The organism is Nonomuraea antimicrobica (assembly GCF_039536965.1).
GTDB lineage: Bacteria > Actinomycetota > Actinomycetes > Streptosporangiales > Streptosporangiaceae > Nonomuraea > Nonomuraea antimicrobica.
In genome coordinates this window covers 1-22864 of record NZ_BAAAZP010000089.1, presented here as the reverse complement: position 1 = coordinate 22864, position 22864 = coordinate 1, and the positions used below count along the sequence as shown (strand labels likewise).

General features: G+C 69.9%; 26 protein-coding genes. 13 read left to right on the top strand and 13 right to left on the bottom strand.

What is annotated here, in order from left to right:
* Positions 1-14: 14 nt before the first annotated feature.
* Positions 15-836, bottom strand: coding sequence for an SDR family NAD(P)-dependent oxidoreductase (locus tag ABD844_RS23500; RefSeq protein WP_344881712.1), 822 nt, complete (start codon positions 834-836; stop codon positions 15-17).
* Between the two features lie 137 nt (positions 837-973).
* Here ABD844_RS23500 and ABD844_RS23495 point away from each other — a divergent pair, with 137 nt between their 5' ends.
* The gene (locus ABD844_RS23495; protein WP_344881709.1) at positions 974-1573 is read left to right on the top strand and encodes a TetR/AcrR family transcriptional regulator; all 600 of its coding nucleotides are present in this window, start codon (positions 974-976) and stop codon (positions 1571-1573) included.
* A gap of 21 nt (positions 1574-1594) precedes the next feature.
* Here the strand turns inward: ABD844_RS23495 and ABD844_RS23490 are convergent, their stop codons facing one another.
* Together ABD844_RS23490 and ABD844_RS23485 are read right to left on the bottom strand one after the other, a co-directional pair.
* Positions 1595-2233: a response regulator transcription factor gene (locus ABD844_RS23490; protein WP_344881706.1), complete on the bottom strand. Its 639-nt coding sequence runs from the start codon at positions 2231-2233 to the stop codon at positions 1595-1597.
* Entirely contained in the window at positions 2230-3291 is a 1062-nt protein-coding gene (locus tag ABD844_RS23485; protein ID WP_344881703.1) for a sensor histidine kinase, read from the bottom strand. The genes ABD844_RS23490 and ABD844_RS23485 overlap by 4 nt, the downstream gene beginning before the upstream one ends.
* Before the next feature lie 113 nt (positions 3292-3404).
* Between ABD844_RS23485 and ABD844_RS23480 the strand changes: the two genes are divergently transcribed.
* Complete coding sequence (locus tag ABD844_RS23480; protein WP_344881700.1) at positions 3405-4772, top strand: alpha/beta fold hydrolase; 1368 nt, start codon at positions 3405-3407, stop codon at positions 4770-4772.
* Between the two features lie 440 nt (positions 4773-5212).
* On the opposite strand, the gene ABD844_RS23475 is transcribed toward ABD844_RS23480, so the two are convergent.
* On the bottom strand, positions 5213-5500 hold the full coding sequence (locus ABD844_RS23475) for a putative quinol monooxygenase (RefSeq protein WP_344881697.1): 288 nt from the start codon (positions 5498-5500) through the stop codon (positions 5213-5215).
* 194 nt (positions 5501-5694) lie between these two features.
* On the opposite strand from ABD844_RS23475, the gene ABD844_RS23470 reads away from it, so the two are divergent.
* Both ABD844_RS23470 and ABD844_RS23465 read left to right on the top strand, forming a co-directional pair.
* Positions 5695-6285 carry an ArsR/SmtB family transcription factor gene (locus ABD844_RS23470; RefSeq protein ID WP_344881694.1) on the top strand — a complete coding sequence of 197 codons (591 nt, stop codon included), beginning with the start codon at positions 5695-5697 and terminating at the stop codon, positions 6283-6285.
* Positions 6282-6941: an SRPBCC family protein gene (locus tag ABD844_RS23465; protein WP_344881691.1), complete on the top strand. Its 660-nt coding sequence runs from the start codon at positions 6282-6284 to the stop codon at positions 6939-6941. Before ABD844_RS23470 ends, ABD844_RS23465 begins: the two co-directional genes overlap by 4 nt.
* Positions 6942-7028: 87 nt before the next feature.
* Here ABD844_RS23465 and ABD844_RS23460 read toward each other — a convergent pair whose 3' ends face one another.
* Together ABD844_RS23460 and ABD844_RS23455 are read right to left on the bottom strand one after the other, a co-directional pair.
* Positions 7029-8366, bottom strand: coding sequence for a serine/threonine-protein kinase (locus tag ABD844_RS23460; protein WP_344881688.1), 1338 nt, complete (start codon positions 8364-8366; stop codon positions 7029-7031).
* 157 nt (positions 8367-8523) lie between these two features.
* On the bottom strand, positions 8524-8940 hold the full coding sequence (locus tag ABD844_RS23455; protein ID WP_344881685.1) for a VOC family protein: 417 nt from the start codon (positions 8938-8940) through the stop codon (positions 8524-8526).
* Positions 8941-9018: 78 nt separating this feature from the next.
* Here ABD844_RS23455 and ABD844_RS23450 point away from each other — a divergent pair, with 78 nt between their 5' ends.
* Positions 9019-9609 carry a TetR/AcrR family transcriptional regulator gene (locus ABD844_RS23450; RefSeq protein WP_344881683.1) on the top strand — a complete coding sequence of 197 codons (591 nt, stop codon included), beginning with the start codon at positions 9019-9021 and terminating at the stop codon, positions 9607-9609.
* A 5-nt stretch (positions 9610-9614) separates the two neighbouring features.
* On the opposite strand, the gene ABD844_RS23445 is transcribed toward ABD844_RS23450, so the two are convergent.
* Both ABD844_RS23445 and ABD844_RS23440 read right to left on the bottom strand, forming a co-directional pair.
* A complete protein-coding gene (locus tag ABD844_RS23445) occupies positions 9615-9989 on the bottom strand; it encodes a VOC family protein (RefSeq protein WP_344881680.1) in 375 nt (124 codons plus the stop codon).
* Positions 9983-10852, bottom strand: coding sequence for a helix-turn-helix transcriptional regulator (locus tag ABD844_RS23440; protein WP_344881677.1), 870 nt, complete (start codon positions 10850-10852; stop codon positions 9983-9985). Before ABD844_RS23440 ends, ABD844_RS23445 begins: the two co-directional genes overlap by 7 nt.
* Positions 10853-10956: 104 nt before the next feature.
* Between ABD844_RS23440 and ABD844_RS23435 the strand changes: the two genes are divergently transcribed.
* On the top strand, positions 10957-12483 hold the full coding sequence (locus ABD844_RS23435) for an MFS transporter (protein ID WP_344881674.1): 1527 nt from the start codon (positions 10957-10959) through the stop codon (positions 12481-12483).
* 147 nt (positions 12484-12630) lie between these two features.
* Entirely contained in the window at positions 12631-13002 is a 372-nt protein-coding gene (locus ABD844_RS23430) for a DUF4345 family protein (protein ID WP_344881671.1), read from the top strand.
* 22 nt (positions 13003-13024) lie between these two features.
* On the opposite strand, the gene ABD844_RS23425 is transcribed toward ABD844_RS23430, so the two are convergent.
* Positions 13025-13843, bottom strand: a complete 819-nt coding sequence (locus ABD844_RS23425; RefSeq protein WP_344881668.1) for a helix-turn-helix domain-containing protein — start codon at positions 13841-13843, stop codon at positions 13025-13027.
* A 50-nt stretch (positions 13844-13893) separates the two neighbouring features.
* Between ABD844_RS23425 and ABD844_RS23420 the strand changes: the two genes are divergently transcribed.
* A complete protein-coding gene (locus ABD844_RS23420; protein ID WP_344881664.1) occupies positions 13894-14313 on the top strand; it encodes a hypothetical protein in 420 nt (139 codons plus the stop codon).
* A gap of 25 nt (positions 14314-14338) precedes the next feature.
* Positions 14339-15604: a DUF1266 domain-containing protein gene (locus tag ABD844_RS23415; protein ID WP_344881661.1), complete on the top strand. Its 1266-nt coding sequence runs from the start codon at positions 14339-14341 to the stop codon at positions 15602-15604.
* A 48-nt stretch (positions 15605-15652) separates the two neighbouring features.
* Here the strand turns inward: ABD844_RS23415 and ABD844_RS23410 are convergent, their stop codons facing one another.
* The 3 genes from ABD844_RS23410 to ABD844_RS23400 all read right to left on the bottom strand — a co-directional run bounded on the left by ABD844_RS23410 (position 15653) and on the right by ABD844_RS23400 (position 18641).
* Positions 15653-16810: a pyridoxal phosphate-dependent aminotransferase gene (locus tag ABD844_RS23410; protein ID WP_344881658.1), complete on the bottom strand. Its 1158-nt coding sequence runs from the start codon at positions 16808-16810 to the stop codon at positions 15653-15655.
* Positions 16811-17332: 522 nt separating this feature from the next.
* Entirely contained in the window at positions 17333-17605 is a 273-nt protein-coding gene (locus tag ABD844_RS23405; RefSeq protein ID WP_344881655.1) for a hypothetical protein, read from the bottom strand.
* The gene (locus tag ABD844_RS23400) at positions 17517-18641 is read right to left on the bottom strand and encodes a serine hydrolase domain-containing protein (RefSeq protein WP_344881653.1); all 1125 of its coding nucleotides are present in this window, start codon (positions 18639-18641) and stop codon (positions 17517-17519) included. Before ABD844_RS23400 ends, ABD844_RS23405 begins: the two co-directional genes overlap by 89 nt.
* A gap of 425 nt (positions 18642-19066) precedes the next feature.
* On the opposite strand from ABD844_RS23400, the gene ABD844_RS23395 reads away from it, so the two are divergent.
* Positions 19067-19528, top strand: a complete 462-nt coding sequence (locus ABD844_RS23395; RefSeq protein WP_344881649.1) for a GNAT family N-acetyltransferase — start codon at positions 19067-19069, stop codon at positions 19526-19528.
* 146 nt (positions 19529-19674) lie between these two features.
* On the opposite strand, the gene ABD844_RS23390 is transcribed toward ABD844_RS23395, so the two are convergent.
* The gene (locus tag ABD844_RS23390) at positions 19675-20541 is read right to left on the bottom strand and encodes an NAD(P)H-binding protein (RefSeq protein ID WP_344881646.1); all 867 of its coding nucleotides are present in this window, start codon (positions 20539-20541) and stop codon (positions 19675-19677) included.
* 114 nt (positions 20542-20655) lie between these two features.
* Here ABD844_RS23390 and ABD844_RS23385 point away from each other — a divergent pair, with 114 nt between their 5' ends.
* From ABD844_RS23385 to ABD844_RS23375, 3 genes are all read left to right on the top strand, one after another.
* Positions 20656-21588 carry an AraC family transcriptional regulator gene (locus ABD844_RS23385; protein WP_344881643.1) on the top strand — a complete coding sequence of 311 codons (933 nt, stop codon included), beginning with the start codon at positions 20656-20658 and terminating at the stop codon, positions 21586-21588.
* Positions 21589-21784: 196 nt separating this feature from the next.
* Entirely contained in the window at positions 21785-22189 is a 405-nt protein-coding gene (locus tag ABD844_RS23380; protein WP_344881640.1) for a GntR family transcriptional regulator, read from the top strand.
* Positions 22186-22864, top strand: a 679-nt coding sequence (locus tag ABD844_RS23375) for an ABC transporter ATP-binding protein (RefSeq protein WP_344881637.1), incomplete at its 3' end; no start/stop codon positions are given. The genes ABD844_RS23380 and ABD844_RS23375, both read left to right, overlap by 4 nt.

The following is a 22864-nucleotide window of genomic DNA, read 5'->3' as shown; positions in this document are numbered from 1 at the left end:
CCGCGGCTCACCGGTCAGCCGAGTGCCTTGCGGCTGAGGTGCTCCCAGGCGCGGTATTCCTCGGTACGGGCCTGGTCCATCTGCTGGACGAGGTCGTAGGAGTTGCTGCCGACGATCAGCCGCAGCGGCGGATTCGGCAGGTCGACCAGTTCCATGATGACGGGAGCGGCCGTGGCCGGGTCGGGGCCGGCGTCCTCGCCCCACATCTCGGCCAGCTTGACCCGCAGGGGCCCGTAGGCCGGATGAGCCTGCGTCGTCGTGGTGCCCGTCGTGAACAGCCCGGTGTTGTAGCCGCCCATCTGCACGATGGTGACCTTGATGCCGAAGGAGTCGACCTCCATCGCCAGCGCCTGGCTGACCGAGTCGAGCGCCGACTTGCCCGCTCCGTAGAACCCGACGGAGGCGAAACCGCCCCCGGAGCCCATCGAGGTGACCTGGAGGATGTGCCCGGAACCCTGCTTCCGCAGGTGCGGGACGACAGCCTGGGCGACCCAGATCGCGCCGAAGAGGTTGACGTCGAGGTGGGCCCGGATCTGCTCCTCGGTGGCCTCCTCCACCATGCCGTACAGCAGTCCGCCGGCGTTGTTGACCACGATGTCGAGCCTGCCGAAGGCCGCCACCGCCTGGTCCACCCCTTCCTGTACGGCCTGGCGGTCGGAGACGTCGAGCGGCAGCCGTACGAGGCTGTCCGGATGCTCCTCGGCCAGCTCCGCGAGCGGGTCGACATTGCGGGCGGCGGCCACGACCCGGTCTCCCGCGGCCAGCGCGGCCTCGGCGAATGCCCTGCCCAGGCCCCGGGACGCGCCGGTGATGAACCATACTCGGGCGGTCGTCAACGGCCTTCACCTCCTTGAGATCATCAACCATGGCGAGACGTTGCGTCTCGCCGTCCTGTGGCCTCAATCTTGCAGTCACCCCCTTCGCCATGTCAAGACGGACCGTCTCGTCTCGTAGTTCTGCTATCCTCACCCGCATGTCCATCGCCAGGAAGCCGAACCCCGCCCGCCGCAGCGAACAGTCCCGGCAGGCGATCTTCAAGGCCACGCGCGAGCTGATCTCAGAGGTGGGCTACGCCAACGTCTCGATCGAGGCCATCGCCGCTCGGGCGGGCGCGGGCAAGCAGACCATCTACCGGTGGTGGCGGTCCAAGGCGGCCGTGGTCTTCGACTCTTTTCTGGCGCTCAGTGAGGCGGGCCGGCAGGAAGAGATGATGCTCCCCGACACGGGCGACATCGAGGCCGATCTCAAACTCGTCATGCGGGCGACCGTCACCGAGTTCGCCGATCCGGACTTCGAGGCGCCGATCCGGGCGCTCAACGCGGAGATCATCAACGATCCCGACCTCGCCGCCCAATACCGCGAAAAGCTGGCCGGTCCTGTTGAGGAGGCCAAGAAGGCACGGCTGTGCAGCGCGCAACGGGCGGGCCAGATCGCCGCGGACGCCGACCTCGACCTGGTGCTCGAACTGCTCTACGCCCCCCTCTACCAGCGCTGGCTGCACCGCTCGGGGCCGCTCACGCCCGAGTACGCCGACGCCCTCGTGGACCTCACGCTCAAGGCGTTCCGCCCCTGAGGAGGGGAGGGGCGGACGGCATCAGGTGGGGAACGGCGCGTCACGTAGCAGCAGGGCCGCCTGCACCCGGTTGGTGCAGTTCAGCTTGGCGAGGATGCGGCTGACGTAGGTCTTGACGCTGGCCTCGGTCATGTGGACGCGCCGAGCCACCTGGGCGTTGGACAGGCCCTGTGCCACCAGGGCGAGGACGTCGGCTTCGCGCGCGGTGAGGGCGGCCAGCCGGCGGGCGGCGTCGCGTCCGCGCTCGTCGTCGCCCGGCGCCACCATGTCGAGCACCTGGCGGGCGACAGCCGGCGACAGGTACGCCTGCCCGGCGTGAGCGGCACGGACCGCGCGGATCAACTCGTCCGGGGCGCACGTCTTCAGGACGAACCCGGACACGCCCTGCCGAACCGCCCGTCGTACGTTGCCCTCCTCGCCGAAAGCGGTGAGCAGCACCACACGCGTCCCGGTCAGTTCGGCGGCGGCGTCCAGGCCGTCCATCACCGGCATCGCGAGGTCCAGGAGCGCGACGTCGATCCGGTGCCGGCGCGCGGCCCGCACCGCTTCGCGTCCGTCGCTCGCGGTGGCCACCACCTCGATGTCGCAAGCCGACTCCAGGACGGTGCGGATGCCCGTGGTGATGAGGGGTTCGTCATCGGCGACCAACGTCCTGATCACGAGGCGGCCCCCACGCGGACCGGCACCAGAGGGAGCATCGCGACCAGCCGGAACGCGTGCGGTCCCGGATGGACTCGCAGCAGCCCGCCGGCCGTGGCGACGCGCTCCGTCAGCCCGTGCAGGCCGCCGCCGCCGCCTCCGACGGAGGACGGGGGACGGCGGGGCATCGGGTTCGCCACGGAGATCAGGAGAGCGTCGGGTTGCCAGTCGAGTGTCACCGTTATCGGCGAGCCGGACGCGTGCTTGACCGCGTTGGTCACCCCTTCCTGGACGACCCGGTACGCGGCATGGGACGCACTCGGATCGGTGAGCGGGGCCGCCTCGCCGGACGTCTCGATCGTCACCATGGCGCCCGCGGCCCGGGACCGGGCGACGAGGTCGTCGATGTCGGCCAGGCCGGGGGCATCATGGTTGCGGAGCGCGTTGACCACCTCGTGGAGTTCGGCCGCGGCGGCACGGGCGGTGTCGGCCAGGCCGCCCACCGCCCGCCGCTGGTCGGGGGGCAACGGGCCCACCTCCAGCGCGGCGGCCTGCACGGACACCAGACTGAGCAGATGGCCGAGCGAGTCGTGCATGTCGTGCGCGATGCGCAGCCGCTCGCGCAGCCGTTCCTGTTCGGCGATGAGAGCCCTTTCCCGGCGCAGGTGCTCGCGCTGCTGGGCGACGTACCGGCCGGCGAGTAGCGGCAGCACGGTCAGCACGACGACGCGGGCCAAGCTGATCCATGGATCCTCGACGCCGGGGGACCGCTGCGCGGCCAGCAGGAGGACGCACACGTACGCGCTGAGCGCGCCCGCCGTCACCAGCGCGTCTCTTCGCGCGGAGATGCGGTGCCCGGCCTGGAAACCGGTGCAGGCCAGCAGGGCCAGCGACCCGCCGGTCAGCACCGCCAGCGTCAGCGCCGCGAGGAAGGCCGCGAACGGCAGGCGATGCATCGCCGCCACGGCGAGCGCCGTCGCCACCGCGTACGCGGCGAGCGTCCAACCCCGGGTCCCGTCCAACCACAGCAGCGCCGTGTCCGCGACGACGACAGCCGGGACGAGCGCATACCTGGACATGGGAATCACCCTACTCATCGCCCCTGGCGGGACTCATAGTCAACTTTGGTGAACACCCACCGCTGACTTTCGCGGGCAGACCCCGGCCGCCCGCGACTCCTAACGTGCTGCGCATGCTCAAGACATTCCTGGCGCTGGCCGTCCTCTCGGCGCCGGTCAGCGCCCAGGCGCCGCAGCCGTCCCCGCAGTGGAGCGCCTGCCCCATCGCGAACGCGCCCGAACTCCAGTGCGCGGGCCTGTCCGTCGCCCTGTCGCCCAAGAGCGACAGGAAGATCACCCTGAAGATCGCCCGGCTGCCCGCCACCGGCGCCAAGAAGGGCTCCGTGCTGGTCAACTTCGGCGGCCCGCAGGGCTACCAGATCGCCTCGCTGGGCTCACGTACCCAGATCTTCGACAAGATCCGGGCGTCGATGGACGTCGTGACCTGGGACCCGCGAGGCTATCCCGGGCTCAGCGGCGCGGTGCTCCAGTGCGACTGGGGATTCATGCGCACTCCGGCGTTCCCCGCCGACAAGGCCGCGTTCGACCGGCTCGTCGCGGCGAACAAGGCCAGGGGCGAAAAGTGCCGCGACACCGATCCGGCGCTCTTCGACCACATGGACGCGGCCTCCGACGCCAGGGACGCCGACGCCATCCGCGCGGCGCTCGACGAGGACGAGATGAACTTCCTGGGCCTGTCGTACGGCGGAACGATCGCGCAGTCCTACGCCCGGCTCTTCCCGCACCGCGTGCGCACGATGTACGTCGACGGCACCGGCAACCACAGCCTGCGCGACTGGGAACGCGGACTCGACACCATCGCCCGCCAGAACGAACTCTTCATGGACCGCTTCTTCGCCTGGGCGCCCGCCGGGACGGAGAAACGCTGGCGGGCGCTGATCGCCAAGGCCGACCGCGAGCCGATCCCCGCCCCGAAGGCCGACGCCCGCTACGACGGTACGCAGTTGCAGTCGCTCGCCTTCGTCAAGCTCCGGCCCGGCCCGGCACGCTGGGCCGACGTCCTGGCAGCGGTCACAGCGGCCGAGAAGGGCGACGCCTCCGGCTTCGCGCTGTCGAGCAGCCAGCCGTACCCGGGCCTGCCCGGCGGCGGGGTCAAGGAATGCCTGGACTTCCCGCGCCCGGCCACTCGGCAGGACGTCGCGCGCACGGTCAAGCGGCTGCGCGCGATCGCCCCCAACACCGGCGCCGCCTTCCCCCTCGCCTGGCACCTGCCACTCACCTGCGCCGGCTGGCCGACTCCGGTGACCAACCCGCCCAAGCCGATGCCGCGTACGCTGCCGCCGATGCTGGGCGCGGGCACCTGGCAGGACTACGACTCCACCCGCCGGGTCGTCGAGCAGATCCCCGGCAGCCGCACGATCGAACACGACGGCCCCGGCCACAACCTCTTTGGCGCGATGGCCAACCCCTGCGTCATCGACCACGTCAGCAAGTACGTCACCGAGCGCCGGCTGCCGTCCGCGGGAACCACCTGCCCTTGATCCAAGGAGACGCTGGCGGACCGAGGGCGCCGTCACCGTCGTGGCGCAGACCGCGAATCGCCTCCGCGACAGCCCACATCGACCGCACGCGCAGAAGCGCGCTACGGGCGGGGCGACCGCAGCGCCGTTCCGGCCGGGACGACCGAGGCGGCGACGACGAGCAGGAGGCAGGTGCCGACGACCGCGCCGATGATCGGCGTTCTGCTCCGCGGTCAGGGCGGAGACCAGGTTGAAGGACTGAAAGACGAACCCGACCCGCTCACGGCGCAGCAGCGTCAGCTCCTTCTCCGTCGGCGTGCCGAGGTCGGTGCCGTCGATGACGACCCGGCCGCCGTTGGGCCGATCCAACCGGCGCGAGGATCTTCACACACGGGCGCTGGGGCGAGAGACGCCGGTGGACGTAGCACTACCCCGGTCCCAGCGCGCCTCCGCTGACCTGTTCAGGTCAGCGAGCGGACGTCCGTGACCTCGTACTCGGCCACCGAGGCGGCGAGTATCGCAGCGCGTTGCGAGTCGTCGGGGCCGCTGCCGCGGAACGCCTCGACCGCCGGCCGCGACTCCCAGCGCTCGAAGACGTTGATGCGGCCGGCATCCACCAGGTCCGCGCTGATGGCGAATTCCAGGCAGCCGGGTGCACGGCGGGCCGACTCCACGATGCCCACGCAGTCCGCGAGATAGCGCTCGCGCTGTTCCGGGTCGACGACGATGTGCCCCGCGATGATCACCATGCTGCTCCTCCGCCGGATCAGAACTGACCGTTCCGGGCTATGACCGCCGAACGAGCCGGAACTCATCGGTGCGCCCCGGCTCCGATCCCCTCCCGCCGTCAGACGCAGGCGTCACGATGGGTGTTGGAAAACTTGTTTGTCAAATAGGTCGAAGGCAATTGACAAACCAGTTTTTCAATTCGAGGATGGGCTCCATGAGCGGGCAGGTCGATGTCGTCCGCGGCGCGCTGTCGCCGCTGCGCCGACGGGTGCTGGAGGAGCTACGTGAGCCGGGGTCGGCGACGGCGGTCGCCGCCCGGCTGGGCGAGAGCCGGCAGCGCATCAACTACCACCTGCGTGAGCTGGAGAAGTTAGGGCTGGTGGAGTTGGTGGAGCTGCGCCAGCGGCGCGGCCGCAAGGAACGGGTGGTGCGCGCGACCGCGCACACCGTGGTGGTCGCGCCGGAGGTGGTCGGCTCGCCTTCCCCCGGCGAGCTGGACCGCTTCGCGTCCGACACGCTGCTGGCCATGACCGCCCGCGCATTCGGCGAGGTGGCCGAGATGCGTGAGGAGGCCGCCGCGGAAGGCACCCGGCTGGTCACCTTCAGCATCGAGACCGACGTGGGTTTCGCCGAGCCGGCCGACATCAACCGCTTCGCCACCGACCTGGCCGCGCGGGTGGCCGACTTGGTCGCCTCCTACGACTCCCCCCAGGCGCCTCGCTACCGCGTGATCATCGGAGGCCATCCCGCCCGTCAGAGGTTGCAAGATCCTGAGAGCCCGGAGAACTCGGAGGGTACGTCATGAACGGCAAGAAGCGCCCCATCGTCGAGTTGACCGTCAACGCACCGCAAGACGCGGCATGGCGGGCCATCAGCACCGCCGAAGGGCTGCACGAGTGGTTCGGCTACGACTATGACGCGAGCCACAGCGGCCCCGCCCGACCCGCCGCGGGATTCGACGACGAGATCCGGTCCTTCATCGCCGAGTCCGAACCGCACGCTCCGGACCGCGTGGCCTTCGACGACGGCAGCGAGCTGACCCTGACCGCCCACGGCCCGCGTACGGTGGTCCGGCTGGTGGTGCCCGAGGTGGCGGGCGCGAGCTGGGAAGAGCTGTACGACGGGGTCGCCGAGGGTTGGCGCTTCTACCTGGAGCAGCTCCGCTTCTTCCTGGAGCGCGAGCCGGCCGGGCGCCGCCGCACGGTGTACCTGGCAGGTGAGGCCACCGGGCCGCAGGTCGCCGAGATCGTCGGCGCGGGCACCCGCTGGTACGACGCCAGCTTGGTCGACTCCGAAGGCCATCTCATCTCGGTCGGCGCCGACCTCGCCAACTCCGAGGCCACGCCGGTGAACGTGATCGTCACCACCTACGGCCTCGACGACGCCGCGTTCACCGCGCTGCGTGACCGGTGGGCGAGCCGGTGGGCGCCGGTCGTCAAGAATCCCGAGGTCATACCGTAGGCGCCGGCACCACGATCGTCACCAGCAGGCCGGTGGCCGGGCGTTCGCAGCCCGAGACCGGGTTTCGAGCGGGACACCGTGCGGACGTCACAGCGATTGCGCCCCGCGCCTCCGCCGCCGTCGTGAGTGCAGAAACTTCCTCGACTCCCAGGCCCAGCCCCCGGTTATGAGCATGATGACGGTGATCACGATCAACGAGTACGTCCAGGCGTCGCGGCGATACGCGAGATCAACCCCCGTCACGACGACGGACACGCCGTCGAAGGCGAGACCCGCGGCGCCGCCACCGAGGAGGAGCCCGAGGACACCCACGACGACGGCGACGGTCTTGCCGGCGACCGGCGGTACGAACCGGGCGACCTGTGCTCCCAGTAAACCGGCCAGACCGATGTCGGCGATGATGACGACCCACGGGAGGATGCCTTCGACGCCGTCATCCAGCACATCCTCGATCTCGTCCCAGGCGAGGCCGACGTCCGTCAGGCCGACGCCACCGAGCAAGAAGATGATCGCCATCATCACCCCGACACCTTTGTGCACCCACCCCTGAGGAGAGGCCACTTCAGGTGGGAGGAGCCTGGTGTTGTCGCGTACGCGGTCGCGGCCCGGCTGCCGCTCGCCGAGCAGGGCCAGCGCCTGCTCGACGGTCGGTCTGCGGTGCGGGTCCTTGTCGAGCAGCCGGGTGATGAGCGGCGCGAGGGGGCCCGCTCGTAGCGGCGGTGGGGGCTCCTCCAGCATGACCGCGGTCATCGCCGCCGGGTGGGTGTTGCGGGAGAACGGTGAGACGCCCTCGACGGCCTGGTAGAGCGTCACGCCGAGGGAGAACAGGTCACTGGCGGGAAGCCCGTCGATGCCGTGCAACCGTTCGGGAGCCATGTACTCGGGCGAGCCGACGAGCATCCCGGTGCTCGTCAGGGTGGTGTCGGTGGTGTGGACCGCGATCCCGAAATCGGCGAGCAGGACCTTTCCGTCGCCGGCGAGCATGACGTTGCCCGGCTTGATGTCGCGGTGCACGATGCCGGCCTGGTGCGCCGCACCGAGCGCCGCCAGCAGCGCCGTGGCGAGCTCCGCGACCCTGTCCACCGGCAACGGTCCATCGGTGCCGAGACGCTGGGCCAGCGACTGGCCGTCGATCAGCTCCATCACGATCCAGGGCAGGCCGTCCCGGACGATGTCATGCACCGCCACGACGTTCTGGTGCGCACGCAACCGGACGGCGTTGCGGGCCTCACGCTCGGTGCGTTCCAGCCGCTTGTCCTGCTCCGTCTGCGAGATCCCGGGCAGCAGCCGCAGCTCCTTGATCGCCACCTCGACGTTCAGGATCTCGTCATGGGCGCGCCACACCCGCCCGAACCCGCCGGACCCCAGTTCGGTGATCAACCGGTAACGTCCGCCGACCAGGTAGCCAGGCTCTGCTGATGTCATGGCCACTCCGCCCTGTCTTGCCCCTGTACGACAGGTGTTCAGATTAGATCACTGACGGGAGCGCTGCGGTCCGTCATTGTGATCCCAGAGCCTGCGCGAGAACGGGGTAGACGGTGTGGCGGCATCCGCCCGGATGCCTGGTGGAACGGCGCTCGGCTCAGGTGGTGAGGTACTGGTCCGCGTAGGCTCCGGTGGGCGCGATGGGCGTGATGACGTCGATCAGAACGCCGCTGGGGTCGGCCACGATGAAGTGCCGCTGGCCGAACTCCTCGCTGCGCAGTTCGAGCTCCGCTCGCAGCCCTTCGCCGACAACGAGCCGTTCCCACTCGGCGTCCACGTCCTCCACCTCGAAGTTGAGCAGCAGTCCCCGCACGGGTGCGCGATACCCCTCCGGCACCGTCGGGTGGGTGTAGTCGAGCAGCGCCAGCTCGTACGGCGGCGTCCCCGGCCGCCGCAGGCTCACGTACCAGTCGGCCTCGAAGATCGTCTCGAACCCGAACAACCGGGTGTAGAAGTCGTGGGACTCGGCTAGCTGCGAGGTGCCGATGACCGGATAGAAGCTGGTCAGCAACATGGAAGTACTCCTTCGCGTACCGTTGGTATGTGAAGGTACGCTACTTGACCTACCATCGGTACGTCAAAGGGGGATGTGATGACCGACGGAGCCAGGGCTCGCCGGCGTGAGCAGACCAGGCGCACCCTGCTGCGCGAGAGCCGCCGGCTGTTCGCAAGCCGCGGCTACGGCGCGGTCGGCCTGGCCGAGATCGTGGACGCGGCCGCGGTCACCAAGGGCGCGCTCTACCACCACTTCGACAGCAAGACCGACCTGTTCCGCGCGATCCTCGAACAGGTGCAGCAGGAGGTCGCCCAGAAGGTGGCCGCGACCGCACAGGCCCACGACGACCCCTGGGAACAGTTGACCGCCGGATGCCGGGCGTTCCTCGCCGCGAGCAGCGACCCGGACGTCCAGCAGATCATGCTCATCGACGCCCCCGCCGTGCTCGGCTGGGCCGAATGGCGCGCGATGGACGAGAGCGCGTCGGCACACCACCTGGCCGAAGCGCTCTCCACGCTCATCGCGCAGGGAACCATCGCTCCTCAGCCGGTCGAACCGCTCACCCACCTGCTGTCCGGCGCCATGAACGAGGCGGCTCTGTGGCTGGCCACCGCAACCGACCCCAACGCCCTGGCCGCCACCTGGGCCGCACTCTCACAGATGCTCGAGGCGCTGCGCCACCGGTAGTTCCGCTATGTGCTCACCCAGAGGCAGAACGGGTGCCCGGCCGGGTCGAAATGCACGCGTACGTCGTCCTGAGGCTGGAAATCGCCCACGGTCGCGCCCAGTTCGACGGCGCGGGCGCTGCTCGCGTCGAGATCGTCGACCTCGAAGTCCAGATGCATCATCAATTGCTGCTCTCCGGGCCGCGTGGGCCAGACCGGCCGGACGAAACCGGGGTCGCTCTGGAACGACAAGCCGGGGCCGCCGTTCGGCGGGGCGAGCAGCGCCCAGTCAGGTTCCTCGGCTTTGACCCGCCAGCCGAGCAGCTCCCGATAGAAGGCGGCCAGCGCCGGCCCGTCGAGCGCCTCCAGGCAGACGGTCGACCACCGCAATCCTGTCAACATGGCGGGATCGGCAGCTCGGTCTCTCGGCGGCTTTGATGCGTCAGGATCTGGATGGCGTCGGCGGAGCTCGAGTCGTTCGGGGTGTAGATCTCGAGCCGGTGGTCGGGGCTGTCGGGCTGGAGCCAGACCTGGTAGGCGACGCTCGCGGCGCCCACGGTGGGGTGCTGCAGGTGCATGGTGCCGACGGTGCAGTCGGCGACCTCCCCGATCGTCCACATCCGCGCGAACTCGTCGCTGCGCATCGTCAGCTCTCCGATCAGTGCCGCCAGGCGCGCGTCCGTGGGGAATCGACCCGCGGTGAGCCGGAGGTAGGCGACGTGGACGCGGGCCAGCTCGTCCCAGTTGCGGTGCAGATCGCGGGTGAGCGGATCGAGGAAGAACATCCGTGGGATGGACGGGCGGCGCGTCGCCACCTGCGGCGCGTCGTAGGCGATGTGCTCGGCGACGAGCGCGTGACCGGTGCGGTTCCACGCGAGCACGTCGCCACGGCGGCCGAGCACGATCGCCGGCGTCACGTCCGCTATGGACTCCAGGAGTGCGAGGACCCGTGGGTGCGGCTCCTCCAGGGGCGGTTCCGAGAGGCCGGGATTCGCGGGTTGCCGGGCGAGATTGTGCAGGTGGACGGTCTCGATCCGGCCGAGCTGCAGCACCCGCGCGAGGGCGTCGAGCACCTGCTTGGAGGCGGTCTCCGCCTGCCCCTGCTCCAGACGCGTGTAGTAGCCGGCGCTCACCCCCGCGAGGTGGGCGAGCTCTTCACGCCGCAGGCCGGGAACCCGGCGAGCGCTTCCGAAGGTGCGCAGCCCGATCTCGGCCGGCGTGACCCGATCACGACGACTCTTCAGAAACGCTCCAAGGCTCTCCACGACATCCAGCCTAGGCCGACCGAGCACGTTCGTGGGTATACCTGCTGGGTGCACCCACAGCAGGGGGATGGTTGCCGGCCTCGTCCTGCCGGACCGTCGACCATATGTCTCAACAGCACGCGCACAACCCACCGGGCCTGCGGGCCTGGCTCGGTCTTCTGGTGATCCTCGGGCCCGTACTGCTGGTCTCCATGGACGGGTCGATCCTGTTCCTGGCGATGTCCAGGATCAGCCAGGCCCTCACGCCAACCGCCGACCAGGCCCTGTGGATATTGGACATCTACGGCTTCGCCGTCGGCTCCCTGCTGGTCGCGTTCGGCAACATCGGCGACCGGTACGGCCGGCTGAAGCTGCTCATGATCGGCACTGCGGCCTTCGGCATCGGCTCCGCGGGAGCGGCGTTCGCGCCGAGCCCCGAGCTGCTGATCGTCGCCCGTGCGCTGATGGGAGTGGCGGGTGCGACTCTCCTGCCATCGGCCCTGGCGGTGTTGAGCGAGCTGTTCGCCGACCCGCGGCGACGAGCGCAGGCCATCGGCATCTTCGCCGCGGCGTTCGCGGCCGGGTTCGCCATCGGGCCGGTCGCCGGCGGCATCCTGTTGGAACGGTTCTGGTGGGGCTCGGTCTTCTTGATCAACCTTCCCGTCATCGCCCTGTTCCTGATCTTCGCGCCGATCCTGCTGCGTGAGGTCCGGGCAACCCGCCCGGGTCGCGTCGACGCGCTCAGCGTCGTGACCTCCGCGGTCGGCCTCCTCCTCACGATCTACGGCCTCAAGCACGCCGCCGCAGAAGGTCTGTCGATCGTCCCGGTTCTCGTGGGGATCGTGGGGCTGGTGCTGCTGGTGTGGTTCGCTCTCCGGCAGCGGAGCCTCGAGCATCCGTTGATGGAGTTCTCGCTCTTCCGCGACCGTGTCTTCACGGTGGCGATCATCACCGGGCTGCTGCCGTTGGCGGCGTGGTCGGCGGCCGCGTACCTGGCGGGCATCTACCTCCAATCCGTCCTTGACCTGCCTGTCCTGAGCGCGGCTCTCCTCGCGCTGCCTGGCGCCGTGATTCTCACCGTCACCTGCGTCGTCACGCCCTTCGTGGTCGATCGCATCGGCAAGCGAGCCGCCCTCATCATCTGCCACTTCTCCATCGCGGCGGGCCTGCTGCTCCTGCTCCCCACGGCGATCACGGACGGGATCGGCTGGTACGTCGCCTCCACCGTCATCGCGGGCATCGGCTACGGCATCTGCTTCAGCGTCGTCGCCGACACCGCCGTCGGCGCCGTCCCCGCGGAACGAGCCGGCTCGGCGGGCGCGATCGCGGAAACCAGCAACGAGATCGGCAACGCCCTCGGCATCGCGCTCCTCGGCTCACTCGCCGCCCTGGTCTTCCGGCTCCAGGGGCCCGACCTGGCGCCCACCCTCGACGAGACCCTCCAGCTTCCGGACCTCGCGCCCGCGGTGGTCGGGGAGGCGAGGACGGCCTTCGTCACCGGCCTGCACGTGGTCGCCGCAGTGGCCAGCGTCCTTCACGTGGTACTCGGCGTCCTCGCCCTTCGCTGGCTCCCCAGAGCGGCGCCATCGGCGGGGGAGCCGGTGCTCAGTCGTCCTGAGGCTGCTCAAGAGGTAGAACCACGCGGAAGGTAGTGCCGTGGCCCGGAGCGCTCGTCACCTCGATCCGCCCGCCGGGCGCCGGCGGCCCGGACGCGGCGGGTCGGTGGAAGCCGGGTGCGGCGCGTGCGCGGCAGGCTGGCCTGCGAGGCAAAGCTGTCGGCAGGCAAGGGGAGCACGTTCATGTCGGCTGTCGTGATCGTTATGGTGGCGGTCTTCTTTCTCGGGATGGGCGTCTACGGTCTCCTCGCGCCTGCCGCGCTGATCAGGCCGTTCGGGATCGTCGCCGATTCGGTCGAGGCGCGGACCGAGATCCGCGCCGTGTACGGAGGCTTCGGCGTGGCCGTCGCGGGCCTGCTGCTGGCGGCGGCGGCCGACGTGGGCGGGCTGCGGGCGGGCATGGCCGTGACCGTCGCCGTGTCCCTGCTGGGCATGGCCTTCGGGCGACTGGTGGCGCGGTCGGTCGAGCGGCCGTCGGCGTTCTACCCCTCGTGGCTGTACTTCTGGGTGGAGGTCGTCTGCGGGGGCGCGCTGCTGGCCGCCGTGGCCTGGTGAGCCGTCCTGCCACGCGACCGTGTCACCCGATGGGATCCAGGCACCGGATCGTGACGCGCCGGGAGAGCAGCGCGCTCGGGGCAAGGCCGAACATCGCGTAGAAGGCGGTGCTGAAGTGGGACGGACTGGCGAAGTAGCCGTCGGCCGCGGCACGGGTGAGGTTCTCGCCCGCGGCCAGCGCGCGGGCGGCCCGGTGCATCTGCGCCCACAGCCGAAACCTCCGGTACGAGGTGCCCGTACGGTCCCTGAACAACCGGAGGAAGCGTGACTCCGACAGCCCGAGTTCGGCGGCCAGCAGCGCGGCGGGCAACGGCTCGTCCGCGCCGATCAGGCGGCGCATGGCGGCGGCGATCCGCGGGTCGGTGAACGACGCCGCCTGATGGCCGGTGGCCTCGGCCGCCCAGGCGGTGACCTGCCGGTCGGGGCTGTTCGCGGAGATGGCCGCCGCCCTGTCCAGCAGACCGGCCTCGGCTTCGTGCCCGGTCATGACACCGTGGTCGCCGGCGCTGAACCTGGCCCGGCACGCCCGGTCCTCGGCCGAGCCCGGGTCGAGGTAGAGGAAGATCATGCGGTCGCCATCCGCCGCGAGGTGGTGCCGGACCCGTGGCGGGATGAGGGCGGTACGCGCCCGCAGTTCGCCGCCGGGAGCACGGCGTACGGCGAAGGGCGCGTCCACGCCGACCGCCACGCACGCCACCGCGCCGGAGTGCGGGCCCAGCCGCAGGGACGGCCCGGCGTACAGGGCGCGGCCCGGCCACAGCCACACCGCCGCCTCCCCACCCGGAGCCTCCTGGACCTGGGGCGCCGCAGTGCCGCGGCAGGTCCGTGAAAGCGCTGGCATCGACGTCTCCCGCAGTCTTACCGGAGTCGGAACGTTCATTGGAGGATACGGTGCGCTCGTACACCCGCGGGATCGGCATGGCGTTGTTCGCCGCTGTGGGACTGCTCAACCTCGCCCCGGGCCTCGTCGCGTTGCTGCCGTCGCAACTGGCCGGCGTCTACGGCGTCGTGGCCGCCGACGCCACCAGCACCCTGCTTCTGCGCCACCGCGCGGTGATGCTCGCGTTGCTCGGGGCCGCCCTGCTGGCCGCGGCCGTACTGCCGAGCCTGCGGACACCGGTGCTGCTCGCCGCCGCGATCGGCAAGGTGTCGTTCATCCTCCTGGTGTTCACGAGCGCGGGCGCGCACCCTAAACTGACCCCGGTCGCACTGGCCGACGTGGCGGCGCTCGTGGCACTGGCCGTGGCCGCCGTCCTCCTCCGCCACCCGAGGCGAACGGGGGCGCCGATTACGGTTTCGGAAGTTTGTTAGGGTCTTCTCGGTGATGTGGGAAGGGATGGGGCCTGATCTCCCCGCGCCGTCGGGCATACCCGGCGATGGGCGGGCGGCGGCACCCGTCCCTGCCTGGCAGCCGCCTACCGACACAGAGCGCGATCTGTACGAGGCCAAGATGCGCGGCGACTGGGCCGCGTACTTCGACGTCCTGGCCGGCGCGAAGCTCTATCACGCGATGTCGCGTGCCCAGGCCGACTCCCAGCCCGGCTGGATCGAGCTCAACGCCTCACTCCTGGGTCCCCGGCCCGGCCGCAAGCATCTGGTGTTCCTCACCGACGGGATGCTTCCCGCGCCCGTGCCCGACCCGGTCTTCTTCGTGATCGGCCTGGGCAGGCTCGCCCGGGATTGGCCCAGGGACGATGAGTGGCTGGCGGTCAACCCCGGCACTCCTTGCGAGGCGTTCTTCCCCGCGTCAGCGGCTCATCGGCTGACGTGGCGGTGGCACGCCGAGCGGATGGCGCGTCCGCACCGCAGCAGACTGCGCACGCTGTGGGTCGGGGGTCCGCTGCACGGCTCTGTCGCGCATGGTCTCGCCTGCGGGGCGCTGCTTTGCGTGGACAACGCCTCGCTCTGGAACGCGATGGGCTGGCACGGCACCGGCTACGTCCGTGAGAGGCGGCGGCTGGAGGAGTGGTGGAGGATCACCAGCCGCGAACAGTGGTCGCGCACCCAGGAGAGCCTGCTCAAAGGCGAGATGAGCAGCCAGGTCTGGCGATTCGTGCTGAGCGTACGCAGTGCCCTCGCCCACGACTTCGGCGGCGCGGTCGAGGTCGACCACTGGCGGCAGGTGACCGCGCGAGTCATCCGGCACCGCGCCGCGGACGAGGAGACCGCCACCGACGGGGCCACCAGGACGGCCCCCTCCCGCGACTCCGAGACGGAGGCCCAAGTCGCCGGGGCGCAACGGCTCATCGGGCGGATCACCCGCTACGAGGCGCGCTTCCGCGCGGACGGGCTGCTCGCCGAGGGCAGGTTCGTCCATTCGGTGGAGGCGTGGGACTACGGACGAGCTTCGAAGATGGCCCGCTGGGGGCTCGGCGCCCGCTACTGCGATCTGGCGGAGGCCGAAATGGCGGTCCACCGCGCCGGACGGGTCAGCCAGATGGCCTACCGTTCCTGGGAAGACTTCTCGGCCGCCTACATCCTGGGACGTTGCCTCCATTTCGACCAGGAGGAGTTCGGCGACTGGTACGGGGAAATGCTCAACGCGCACCGGATCCTGACCACCGATCCGAACAGCCCCTGGCGAAACATCCCCTTCAAATGATCAAACCCGTCGGCGTGGCCCAAGCCGTTTTCGGGAGGAGCGGCGTGCTCACTCCCGGGTCAACGCCGCGTCGAATCGGAGGCGCAGATCGGTGAGGCGCTCGACGGGTTCACAACTGTAGACGAGGCGAACATGGTCGGGGGCGATCGTTCCACCCCAGGCCGTCATCGGGGTGGCGGCGACGCGCCCGTACCGGAGCAGCCGGGACGACAGCTCCGGGGCGGTCAGGCCCAGCGCGGCGGCGTTGACCAGACACGACCAGCCGCCTGCCGCGCGTACCACTGGGAGACCCGCGAGCTGCTCGATCACGGTGTCATGGCGTCGTCGGTATTCGGCTGTGGCCGCGGCGACTCCCGCGCCTGAGGGGTCCGTGAGCGCCGCCGCGGCGCCGAGCTGGGCGAAACCGCTGGCCACCGTCGTGTTGTAGATGACCGCCATCTTGATGCGCTCCATGAGCGCCGCCGGGCCGGCGATCCAGCCGATCCGCCATCCGATCATCCGATACTCCTTGGAGACCGAGCCGATCGTGATGGTCCGCTCCGCCAGGCCGTCGACCCGGCACGGGTTGATCTGTGGGTGGCCGTCGTAGACCAGGCGTTCCATCGCGGCGTCGTAGATGAGGTACGCGCCGGTCCTCGCGCAGGTCTCGGCCACAGCGGCCCAGTCGTCCCGGTCAAGGAGCACCCCCGACGGCATCGAAGGGCTCATCAGGAGCAGCGCGGCGGCCGTGGTGACCCCGGCCAGGGCGTCGCGGTCCAGCCGCCAGTAGCCGCCGTCCACACGGAGCGGGAGGAAGTGCGGGCGGGCACCGGACAGCCGCACCCGCTGGAGGAGGCCGGCGTAGGTGGGGTCGGTGAGCGCAACGTGATCGCCCGGCTCGGTGGTGGCGAGCAGCACGGGCATGACCGCCGAGGTGCCACTCGAGGTGATGACGATCTGTCGCGAAGGGTCGTAGTCGAGCCCGGTACGGGTACGCAGCTCGCCGGCGACCGCCTCGCGTAGCACCGGCAGACCGGTCAGCGGCAGCCAACTGTTGCCCTCCCCCGAGGCCAGCGCCCGGGTCGTGGCGTCGACAGCGCAGGGCGGAGGGGCGACGTCGGTGTCGAGATTCTCCATACGCAAGACGTCGGGGTCGGTGCCCGCGGCCTCCGCCACCACGTCGAGGCCGATCGGTTGCACATCGGCGAAACGGGCGTTCTGCCGCACAGGGCACCTCCATTTGTCGGGGTATCAAGCACAAGATCCGTCAGAGCAGTTTGACCGTCAAGCCCGATCACCATCGCGTCGGCTTCACACCACCACCGCAGCCCCCCGCCCCAGCACCGCCGACCGCACAGCGCGCCTGCCGACAATGACGTCCACCCAGTTCACGGCCATACGGGCCTCGCAACGGCGTACGAGAGTCCCGGCTGCCTCCCTTGAGCGATCGGGACAAAACGTCGAGCTACTCGCCCTGCGCCATCAGACCACCGTGCTTGACCGGCAACTCGGAGCGGGTAGCTGAAGCTCCTTGAGCGGCGCCTATCGCTGTACGGCGGGGCAGGGCAGCGAGATCTCAACACCACGCAGACCTAAGTACCCCACGAGCGTAAGCGGTGCGGACGGCGTGACGACACCGGTCAGGTCCCGGCCCGAAGCGACGTCCGCAAGTCGCAGCCTCTCATCTGCCTGCCCGACCGCAGTACATGTGTGGTGGGACCGCTGCGCGCACGTCGTCGGCGGTGTCCATCAGGCGATCCGGTAGGCGGCGGCACCGTCGTGCAGGAAACGGGCGCGGCCGTGCCCGTCGGAGCCGACCAGGGACAGGACCTGGTGGCCGGAGGACTTCGGTTCGGCGGTGATGACCGAGCTGTCGTTGAGGCGGACCACCTCGACGCGGTTCTCGGACCCGCCGAGGAAGGCCTCGGCGATTTCATTGCGTGGGCGGTAGGTGAGGAACGCGCGGCCGTGCTCGCTGGTCAGGGTGATGTCGTACAGGGTGGAGCGGTAGGTGCCGCACATGCGGCCCGCGTCGATCCCGGCCGGGTTCAAGGGCGGCACGGGTAGTGGTCGTCTCGACGCCGGCAAGGTCCCTGAGCACCGCACCGAAGATCTCGTAGGCCAGTGGCACACCGCCCGTGCTGTTGGTCAGCACGGCCACCGCCACACCCGCCGATGGGACGACGCGAAGGAATGCCTTCTGTCCCTTGGCGACACCGGTGTGGCCGACGACGCCGTCTTGGTAGAGCATCCAGCCAAGTCCCCAGCCGATGACGCCGCCGCCGAAGTCCGGGACGGATTCCACCTGGGGTTCGCGCAGTGCCGCCAGCGCGTGGTCGGTGAGGTGCAGGTGGACGAACTCCAGCAGCTCGCGTGCGCTGATCGCAAAGTGCGAGCCGCTGGGCGCGGAGTAGTAGGAAACCGCCCACTCTTTGGCCGGAACGACCTCCCCGCCGGTCTGGACGTGGCCGACCGCGGCGCGGTGCAGGATCGCCTCGTAGGTGTCGGTAGCGGCGGTGTGCAGCCCCAGTGGCGTCACCAGGCGTTCGCGGAGCACGTCGTGGAAGGGCTTGTCACGTAACACCTCCACCAGCCTGCCGAGCACCACGTACCCGCTGTTGGAGTAGGAGAAGACGGTGTCAGGCGGCAGGAGCTGGTCCGCCTCGGCGAGGGTGGCGACGAACTTCTCGATCGCGTCGTTGTTGCGACCGGTGTCGGTGAAGTGGTTGCCGTCGATACCGCCGGTGTGGGTGAGTAGATGGCGGGCGGTCAGGGACGCGGTGGCGGCTGGGTCACTCAGCCGAAAGCCGGGCAGGTAGTCACGGACAGGACGGTCGAGATCCAGCACACCGTCGTCGACCAGTTGCTGGGTCAGCGTGGCTGTCCAGATCTTGGTGATCGAGCCGATCTTGAACACCGAGTCGGTTGTGGCCTCGACCTGGGTGCGCAGACTCAGCACGCCCGCAGCCTCGTCCCGAATCTCCCCGTTGGCCAGCACGGCGACCTGTGCGCCCGGTACGTCGTATTTCACGACAAGCTCGCCCAGATCCCATCCCATCCCGCCAGGCTAGTGCCGTGTCAGGCCACGTTTGCCCTCTGCCCGATGCGGCGTAGGCGAGGTAGCCGGTGCTGCGGTTGCGCCGGGCGATGTAGCGGTGGATCATGCTGCCCTGCTCGCGGTGGCCGGCGTGGTCAGTGCCGTTGAGGGTGAACTCGCGCAGCGCGGTGAACTGTGCCTCGATCCGGTTCAGGTAGGAGGAGTCGGCGGGCGTGTAGGTGATCCCGACGTTGTTCGCCTCCGCCCACTGGCCGACTCGCTTGTCCTTCTTGGTGGTCAGGTGTGGGCTGAAGTCGCCGCAGATGATGGCGATCCGCACCTCGGGTTGCGCTTCTTGATATGCCCGTACACCTTGTCCGTTGCCCAGGTCTAATGCGGCGAACAGGCGAATTGCAGGCGCATGACACTAGGGCAGGATGGGCGCCATGGTGGAGATCAACTTCTTGACGGAATCCGACCGCGCCTGCTGGGAGTCGCTGGCCCGTGGCAAAGACACATACTTCGACGTCGAACGCAGCGACGACGACTACGAACGGACCTGGCGACGCCTGCTCGACGATGAGCGGACACGCGGGATCGCCGCCTGGCTGGACGGCAAGATGGTCGGCATCGCGCACTACCTGTTCCACGCCAGTGTCTGGTACGCCGGGAGATGCTATCTGGCGGACGTGTTCGTGGACGCGGAGGTCCGGCGGCGGGGTATCGCGACGGCAGTGATCGAGTGGGTGGCGCGCGATGCCAAGGAGAACGGCTTCCCCAGCCTCTACTGGAACACGTTGGAAGACGCCCCGGCCCGCGCGCTGTACGACAAGGTGGGCAAGTTCCACCAGGGGCTCATCCTCTACACCTACCGGCGCGACGCGAACCAGACCCCCGCCCCGCGCTGAGGGGCAACCAGCGTGGGGCGATCTCGACGGCCCGGCGACAGCCGGCGGAACGCGGGATCGTCGGTGCTGGTCAGGCGCACGGGCGGCGCCCTCCCCGGCAGAGCATGGTTTGCTCCTGAGGGGTGGGCGGCCAACGACCGGGCCCGTCAGGAGACGGTCTTCACCAGATGGCGCAGCGTCTCGCTCAGCTCGGTCGTGCACGTGATGTGCCTGTCGCCGCTGGGCTGGAGGATGCCGCGCTGCTCGGCGTCGTGCAGGCCGGCGAGTTCCTCGGCGAGCTGGGGCGGGACACCCGCCTGCACCATCAGGCCGACCCATTCCGGCTGCGGGACGGTGACCACCTCCAGCGGCCTGCCGAGAACGGCGCCCAGCTCCTCGGCCACCTGCCGCTCGGTGTAGTGACTGCAGTCCAGGCCGATGACCTCCTCAGCAGGGGACGGCGCGGTGAGCGCCTCGGCGACCACCACGCCGACGTCACGCGTGGCGATCATCGGAGTGGGCACGTCGGCCGAGTCGGCGAAGACCGGATAGACGCCGAGCTCGCGGGCGGCGTCGAGCACGGTCTCGACCTTCTCCTGGAAGTGCGGCGGACGGATCGCGGTCAGGGTCACGCCCGTCTTCCGCAGCCGGTCCTCCATGTGGTGGAGCCAGCGGATCGGGCCCGTGCCCTCGGCCAGCTCCGCCCCGATCGACGAGAGCATCACCACGTGCGTGATCCCGCTGTCGAGGACCGCTCCGGTGATCGAGTCGGCCAGCCGTCGGTGATCGGCGTCGGCATCGGCCAGAGCCGGGTCCGTCGGCAGCATGACGAACGCCGCGCGGCAACCACGGAAGGCCTCCGCCAGCGCCGCCCTGTCGCCGAAGTCGGCGACGGCGATCTCCGCGCCCGCCTGCGACCAGGCTCCGGCCTTGGCCTCGTCGCGGACCACGGCCCGCACCGCTTCTCCCTTGGCCAGGAGTTCCCGGGCCGCCGCGCCGCCGACGTGGCCTGTCACTCCAGTGATCGCGTACATCGGATACCTCCGGTGAGTCGTCGAGGTGAGTCACCACCCAGTGAACGCGCTCGCAGAGAGACGATCCATATTCCGTAGGCTCGTTTGCATTTCTGTCCGTCTACACTGGCAGTTGTGGACCCGCTCGCCGACCTCCTCGACGGTGTCCGTGCCCGCAGCGCGGCGTTCTGCCAGACCATCCTCGAACCACCGTGGTCACTGCGGATCGCCGACGAGGCCACGCTCGCCCTGGCCACCGCGCTGCGCGGGCACGCCTGGGTCGTGCCCGACGTGGGTGAGCCGGTGCTGATGCGCACCGGTGACGTGACCATCATCAAGGGGCCGAAGCCGTACACGATCGGCGACGACCCGGCCACCCGGCCGGAGGTCATCGTCAAGCAGGGCAACCGCCTGGTCACCATGGACGACGTCGACGTCACCGACCAGCTACGGCTCGGGCCGCGCACGAGCGGATACAGCCCTGACGGTTCGGCGATCGTGGCCAGCGGCACCTACCAGGTCATCGGGGAGGTGAGCGGGCGGCTGCTGAACGCCCTGCCGCAGATCGTGTTCGTGCCCCGGTCGAGCGTGCAGTCCCCGATCATGGAACTGCTGGCGCAGGAGGTCAACGGCGAGGGGCCCGGCCAGCAGGTCGTCCTCAACCGGCTCCTCGACCTGGCGCTGATCGCGACCCTGCGCGCCTGGTTCGCCCGCCCCGAGGCCCACGCGCCCGGCTGGTACCAGGCGCAGAGCGATCCGCTGATCGGCCCGGCGCTGCAACTGATCCACGGCGACCCCGCCCATCCCTGGACGGTGGCTCTGCTGGCGAGCAAGGTGGGCGCCTCGCGCGCGGCGTTCGCCCGCCGGTTCACCGCGCTCGTGGGGGAGCCGCCCATGGCCTATCTCACCGGCTGGCGTATGGCGCTCGCCGCCGATCTGCTGCGTTCCTCCGACGCCACGATCGACGCGGTCGCCCGGCACGTCGGCTACGCCAACCCCTTCGCGCTTAGCGTGGCCTTCAAGCGCGTCCGCGGGGTGTCGCCGAGCCGCCATCGCTCGGGCGAGTGAACCTGGCGAAGTTTCGCCGTACTTGACCGCCTCTGAGCTGCGAAAACTCCCGCACTAGGCTCGCGGCGCCCCGGAGGGGACCTCGGCGGCCGTGACCCTGGCGGCGAACATCTGCGAGGCAGGGAATCCGCACCGTGACAGCGATCCTTATAGCGCTCTAACATCTATAAGTCTAAAGTGCTAGGACACTAGATAAATGGAGCGGCTAGTGATCGAGTTCCATCTGGACGGCAGGTCGGGTGTGTCGCCGTACCTGCAGTTGGTTCAGCAAGTACGGCACGCGTTACGCCTCGGCCTGCTGCGCGAGGGCGACCAGTTGCCGACCGTCAAGGAGGTCGTGGCGCGGTTGGCGATCAACGCCAACACCGTCCTGAAGGCCTACCGGGAGCTCGAGCACGAGGGCCTGGTCGCCCCCCGGCCAGGGGTGGGGACGTTCGTGACGGCGACGCTCACCGGCACCTCGCTGGCCGCACACGGCCCACTGCGGCTGGAACTGCAGCGCTGGCTGGCCAAGGCCCGCCAGGCCGGCCTCGACGACGAAAGCATCGAGGCCCTCTTCATGACCACCTTTCGGACCACCGCTCAGGAGGACGTAGCGTGACCTCTGTCCTACAGGCCCAGGGACTGGGCAAGAAATACGGAAAGCGCTGGGCGCTGCGTGAGTGCACCGTCGATATCCCGGCGGGGCATGTCGTGGGGCTGGTCGGCCCCAACGGTGCCGGTAAGACCACGCTGTTGAAGCTGGCCGGTGGTCAGCTCGAGCCGACGGCGGGCGGGATCACCGTGCTGGGCGGCCGGCCTGCCAGTGGCCCGGCGCAACTGGCCAGGGTCGGGTTCGTCGCCCAGGACACCCCTGTCTACGCCGGGCTGAGCATCGCCGATCACCTGCGGCTGGGAGCACGGCTCAACCCCCGCTGGGACGAGGCCATGGCGCGGGAACGTATCGAGCGCCTCGGTCTCACCCTCGACCGCCGGGCGGGCAAGCTGTCGGGCGGCCAGCGCGCCCAGCTCGCCCTCACCCTCGGCCTGGCCAAGCGGCCCGAGCTGCTCATCCTGGACGAACCGGTCGCCTCGCTCGACCCGCTGGCCCGCCGCGAGTTCATGCAGGGCCTGATGGAGGCCACGGTCGAGCACGAGTTCAGCGTGGTGCTCTCCTCCCACCTGGTCTCCGACCTGGAACGCACGTGTGACTTCCTCATCGTGCTCGTCGACTCCCGCGTCCAGGTGGCCGGGGAGACCGACAAGCTGCTGGCCACCCACCACCGGCTCACCGGCC

Excerpts from the sequence above, each read along its gene's own strand:
- ABD844_RS23450 (WP_344881683.1), top strand. The coding sequence starts at position 9,019 with ATGACCGACGGAGCCAGGGCTCGCCGGCGTGAGCAGACCAGGCGCACC.
- ABD844_RS23435 (WP_344881674.1), top strand. The coding sequence starts at position 10,957 with ATGTCTCAACAGCACGCGCACAACCCACCGGGCCTGCGGGCCTGGCTC.
- ABD844_RS23430 (WP_344881671.1), top strand. The coding sequence starts at position 12,631 with ATGTCGGCTGTCGTGATCGTTATGGTGGCGGTCTTCTTTCTCGGGATG.
- ABD844_RS23460 (WP_344881688.1), bottom strand. The coding sequence starts at position 8,366 with ATGACATCAGCAGAGCCTGGCTACCTGGTCGGCGGACGTTACCGGTTG.
- ABD844_RS23465 (WP_344881691.1), top strand. The coding sequence starts at position 6,282 with ATGAACGGCAAGAAGCGCCCCATCGTCGAGTTGACCGTCAACGCACCG.
- ABD844_RS23425 (WP_344881668.1), bottom strand. The coding sequence starts at position 13,843 with ATGCCAGCGCTTTCACGGACCTGCCGCGGCACTGCGGCGCCCCAGGTC.
- ABD844_RS23445 (WP_344881680.1), bottom strand. The coding sequence starts at position 9,989 with ATGTTGACAGGATTGCGGTGGTCGACCGTCTGCCTGGAGGCGCTCGAC.
- ABD844_RS23495 (WP_344881709.1), top strand. The coding sequence starts at position 974 with ATGTCCATCGCCAGGAAGCCGAACCCCGCCCGCCGCAGCGAACAGTCC.
- ABD844_RS23470 (WP_344881694.1), top strand. The coding sequence starts at position 5,695 with ATGAGCGGGCAGGTCGATGTCGTCCGCGGCGCGCTGTCGCCGCTGCGC.
- ABD844_RS23415 (WP_344881661.1), top strand. The coding sequence starts at position 14,339 with ATGGGGCCTGATCTCCCCGCGCCGTCGGGCATACCCGGCGATGGGCGG.
- ABD844_RS23480 (WP_344881700.1), top strand. The coding sequence starts at position 3,405 with ATGCTCAAGACATTCCTGGCGCTGGCCGTCCTCTCGGCGCCGGTCAGC.
- ABD844_RS23390 (WP_344881646.1), bottom strand. The coding sequence starts at position 20,541 with ATGTACGCGATCACTGGAGTGACAGGCCACGTCGGCGGCGCGGCGGCC.
- ABD844_RS23455 (WP_344881685.1), bottom strand. The coding sequence starts at position 8,940 with ATGTTGCTGACCAGCTTCTATCCGGTCATCGGCACCTCGCAGCTAGCC.
- ABD844_RS23380 (WP_344881640.1), top strand. The coding sequence starts at position 21,785 with ATGGAGCGGCTAGTGATCGAGTTCCATCTGGACGGCAGGTCGGGTGTG.
- ABD844_RS23405 (WP_344881655.1), bottom strand. The coding sequence starts at position 17,605 with ATGTGCGGCACCTACCGCTCCACCCTGTACGACATCACCCTGACCAGC.
- ABD844_RS23395 (WP_344881649.1), top strand. The coding sequence starts at position 19,067 with ATGGTGGAGATCAACTTCTTGACGGAATCCGACCGCGCCTGCTGGGAG.
- ABD844_RS23475 (WP_344881697.1), bottom strand. The coding sequence starts at position 5,500 with ATGGTGATCATCGCGGGGCACATCGTCGTCGACCCGGAACAGCGCGAG.
- ABD844_RS23485 (WP_344881703.1), bottom strand. The coding sequence starts at position 3,291 with ATGTCCAGGTATGCGCTCGTCCCGGCTGTCGTCGTCGCGGACACGGCG.
- ABD844_RS23400 (WP_344881653.1), bottom strand. The coding sequence starts at position 18,641 with ATGGGATGGGATCTGGGCGAGCTTGTCGTGAAATACGACGTACCGGGC.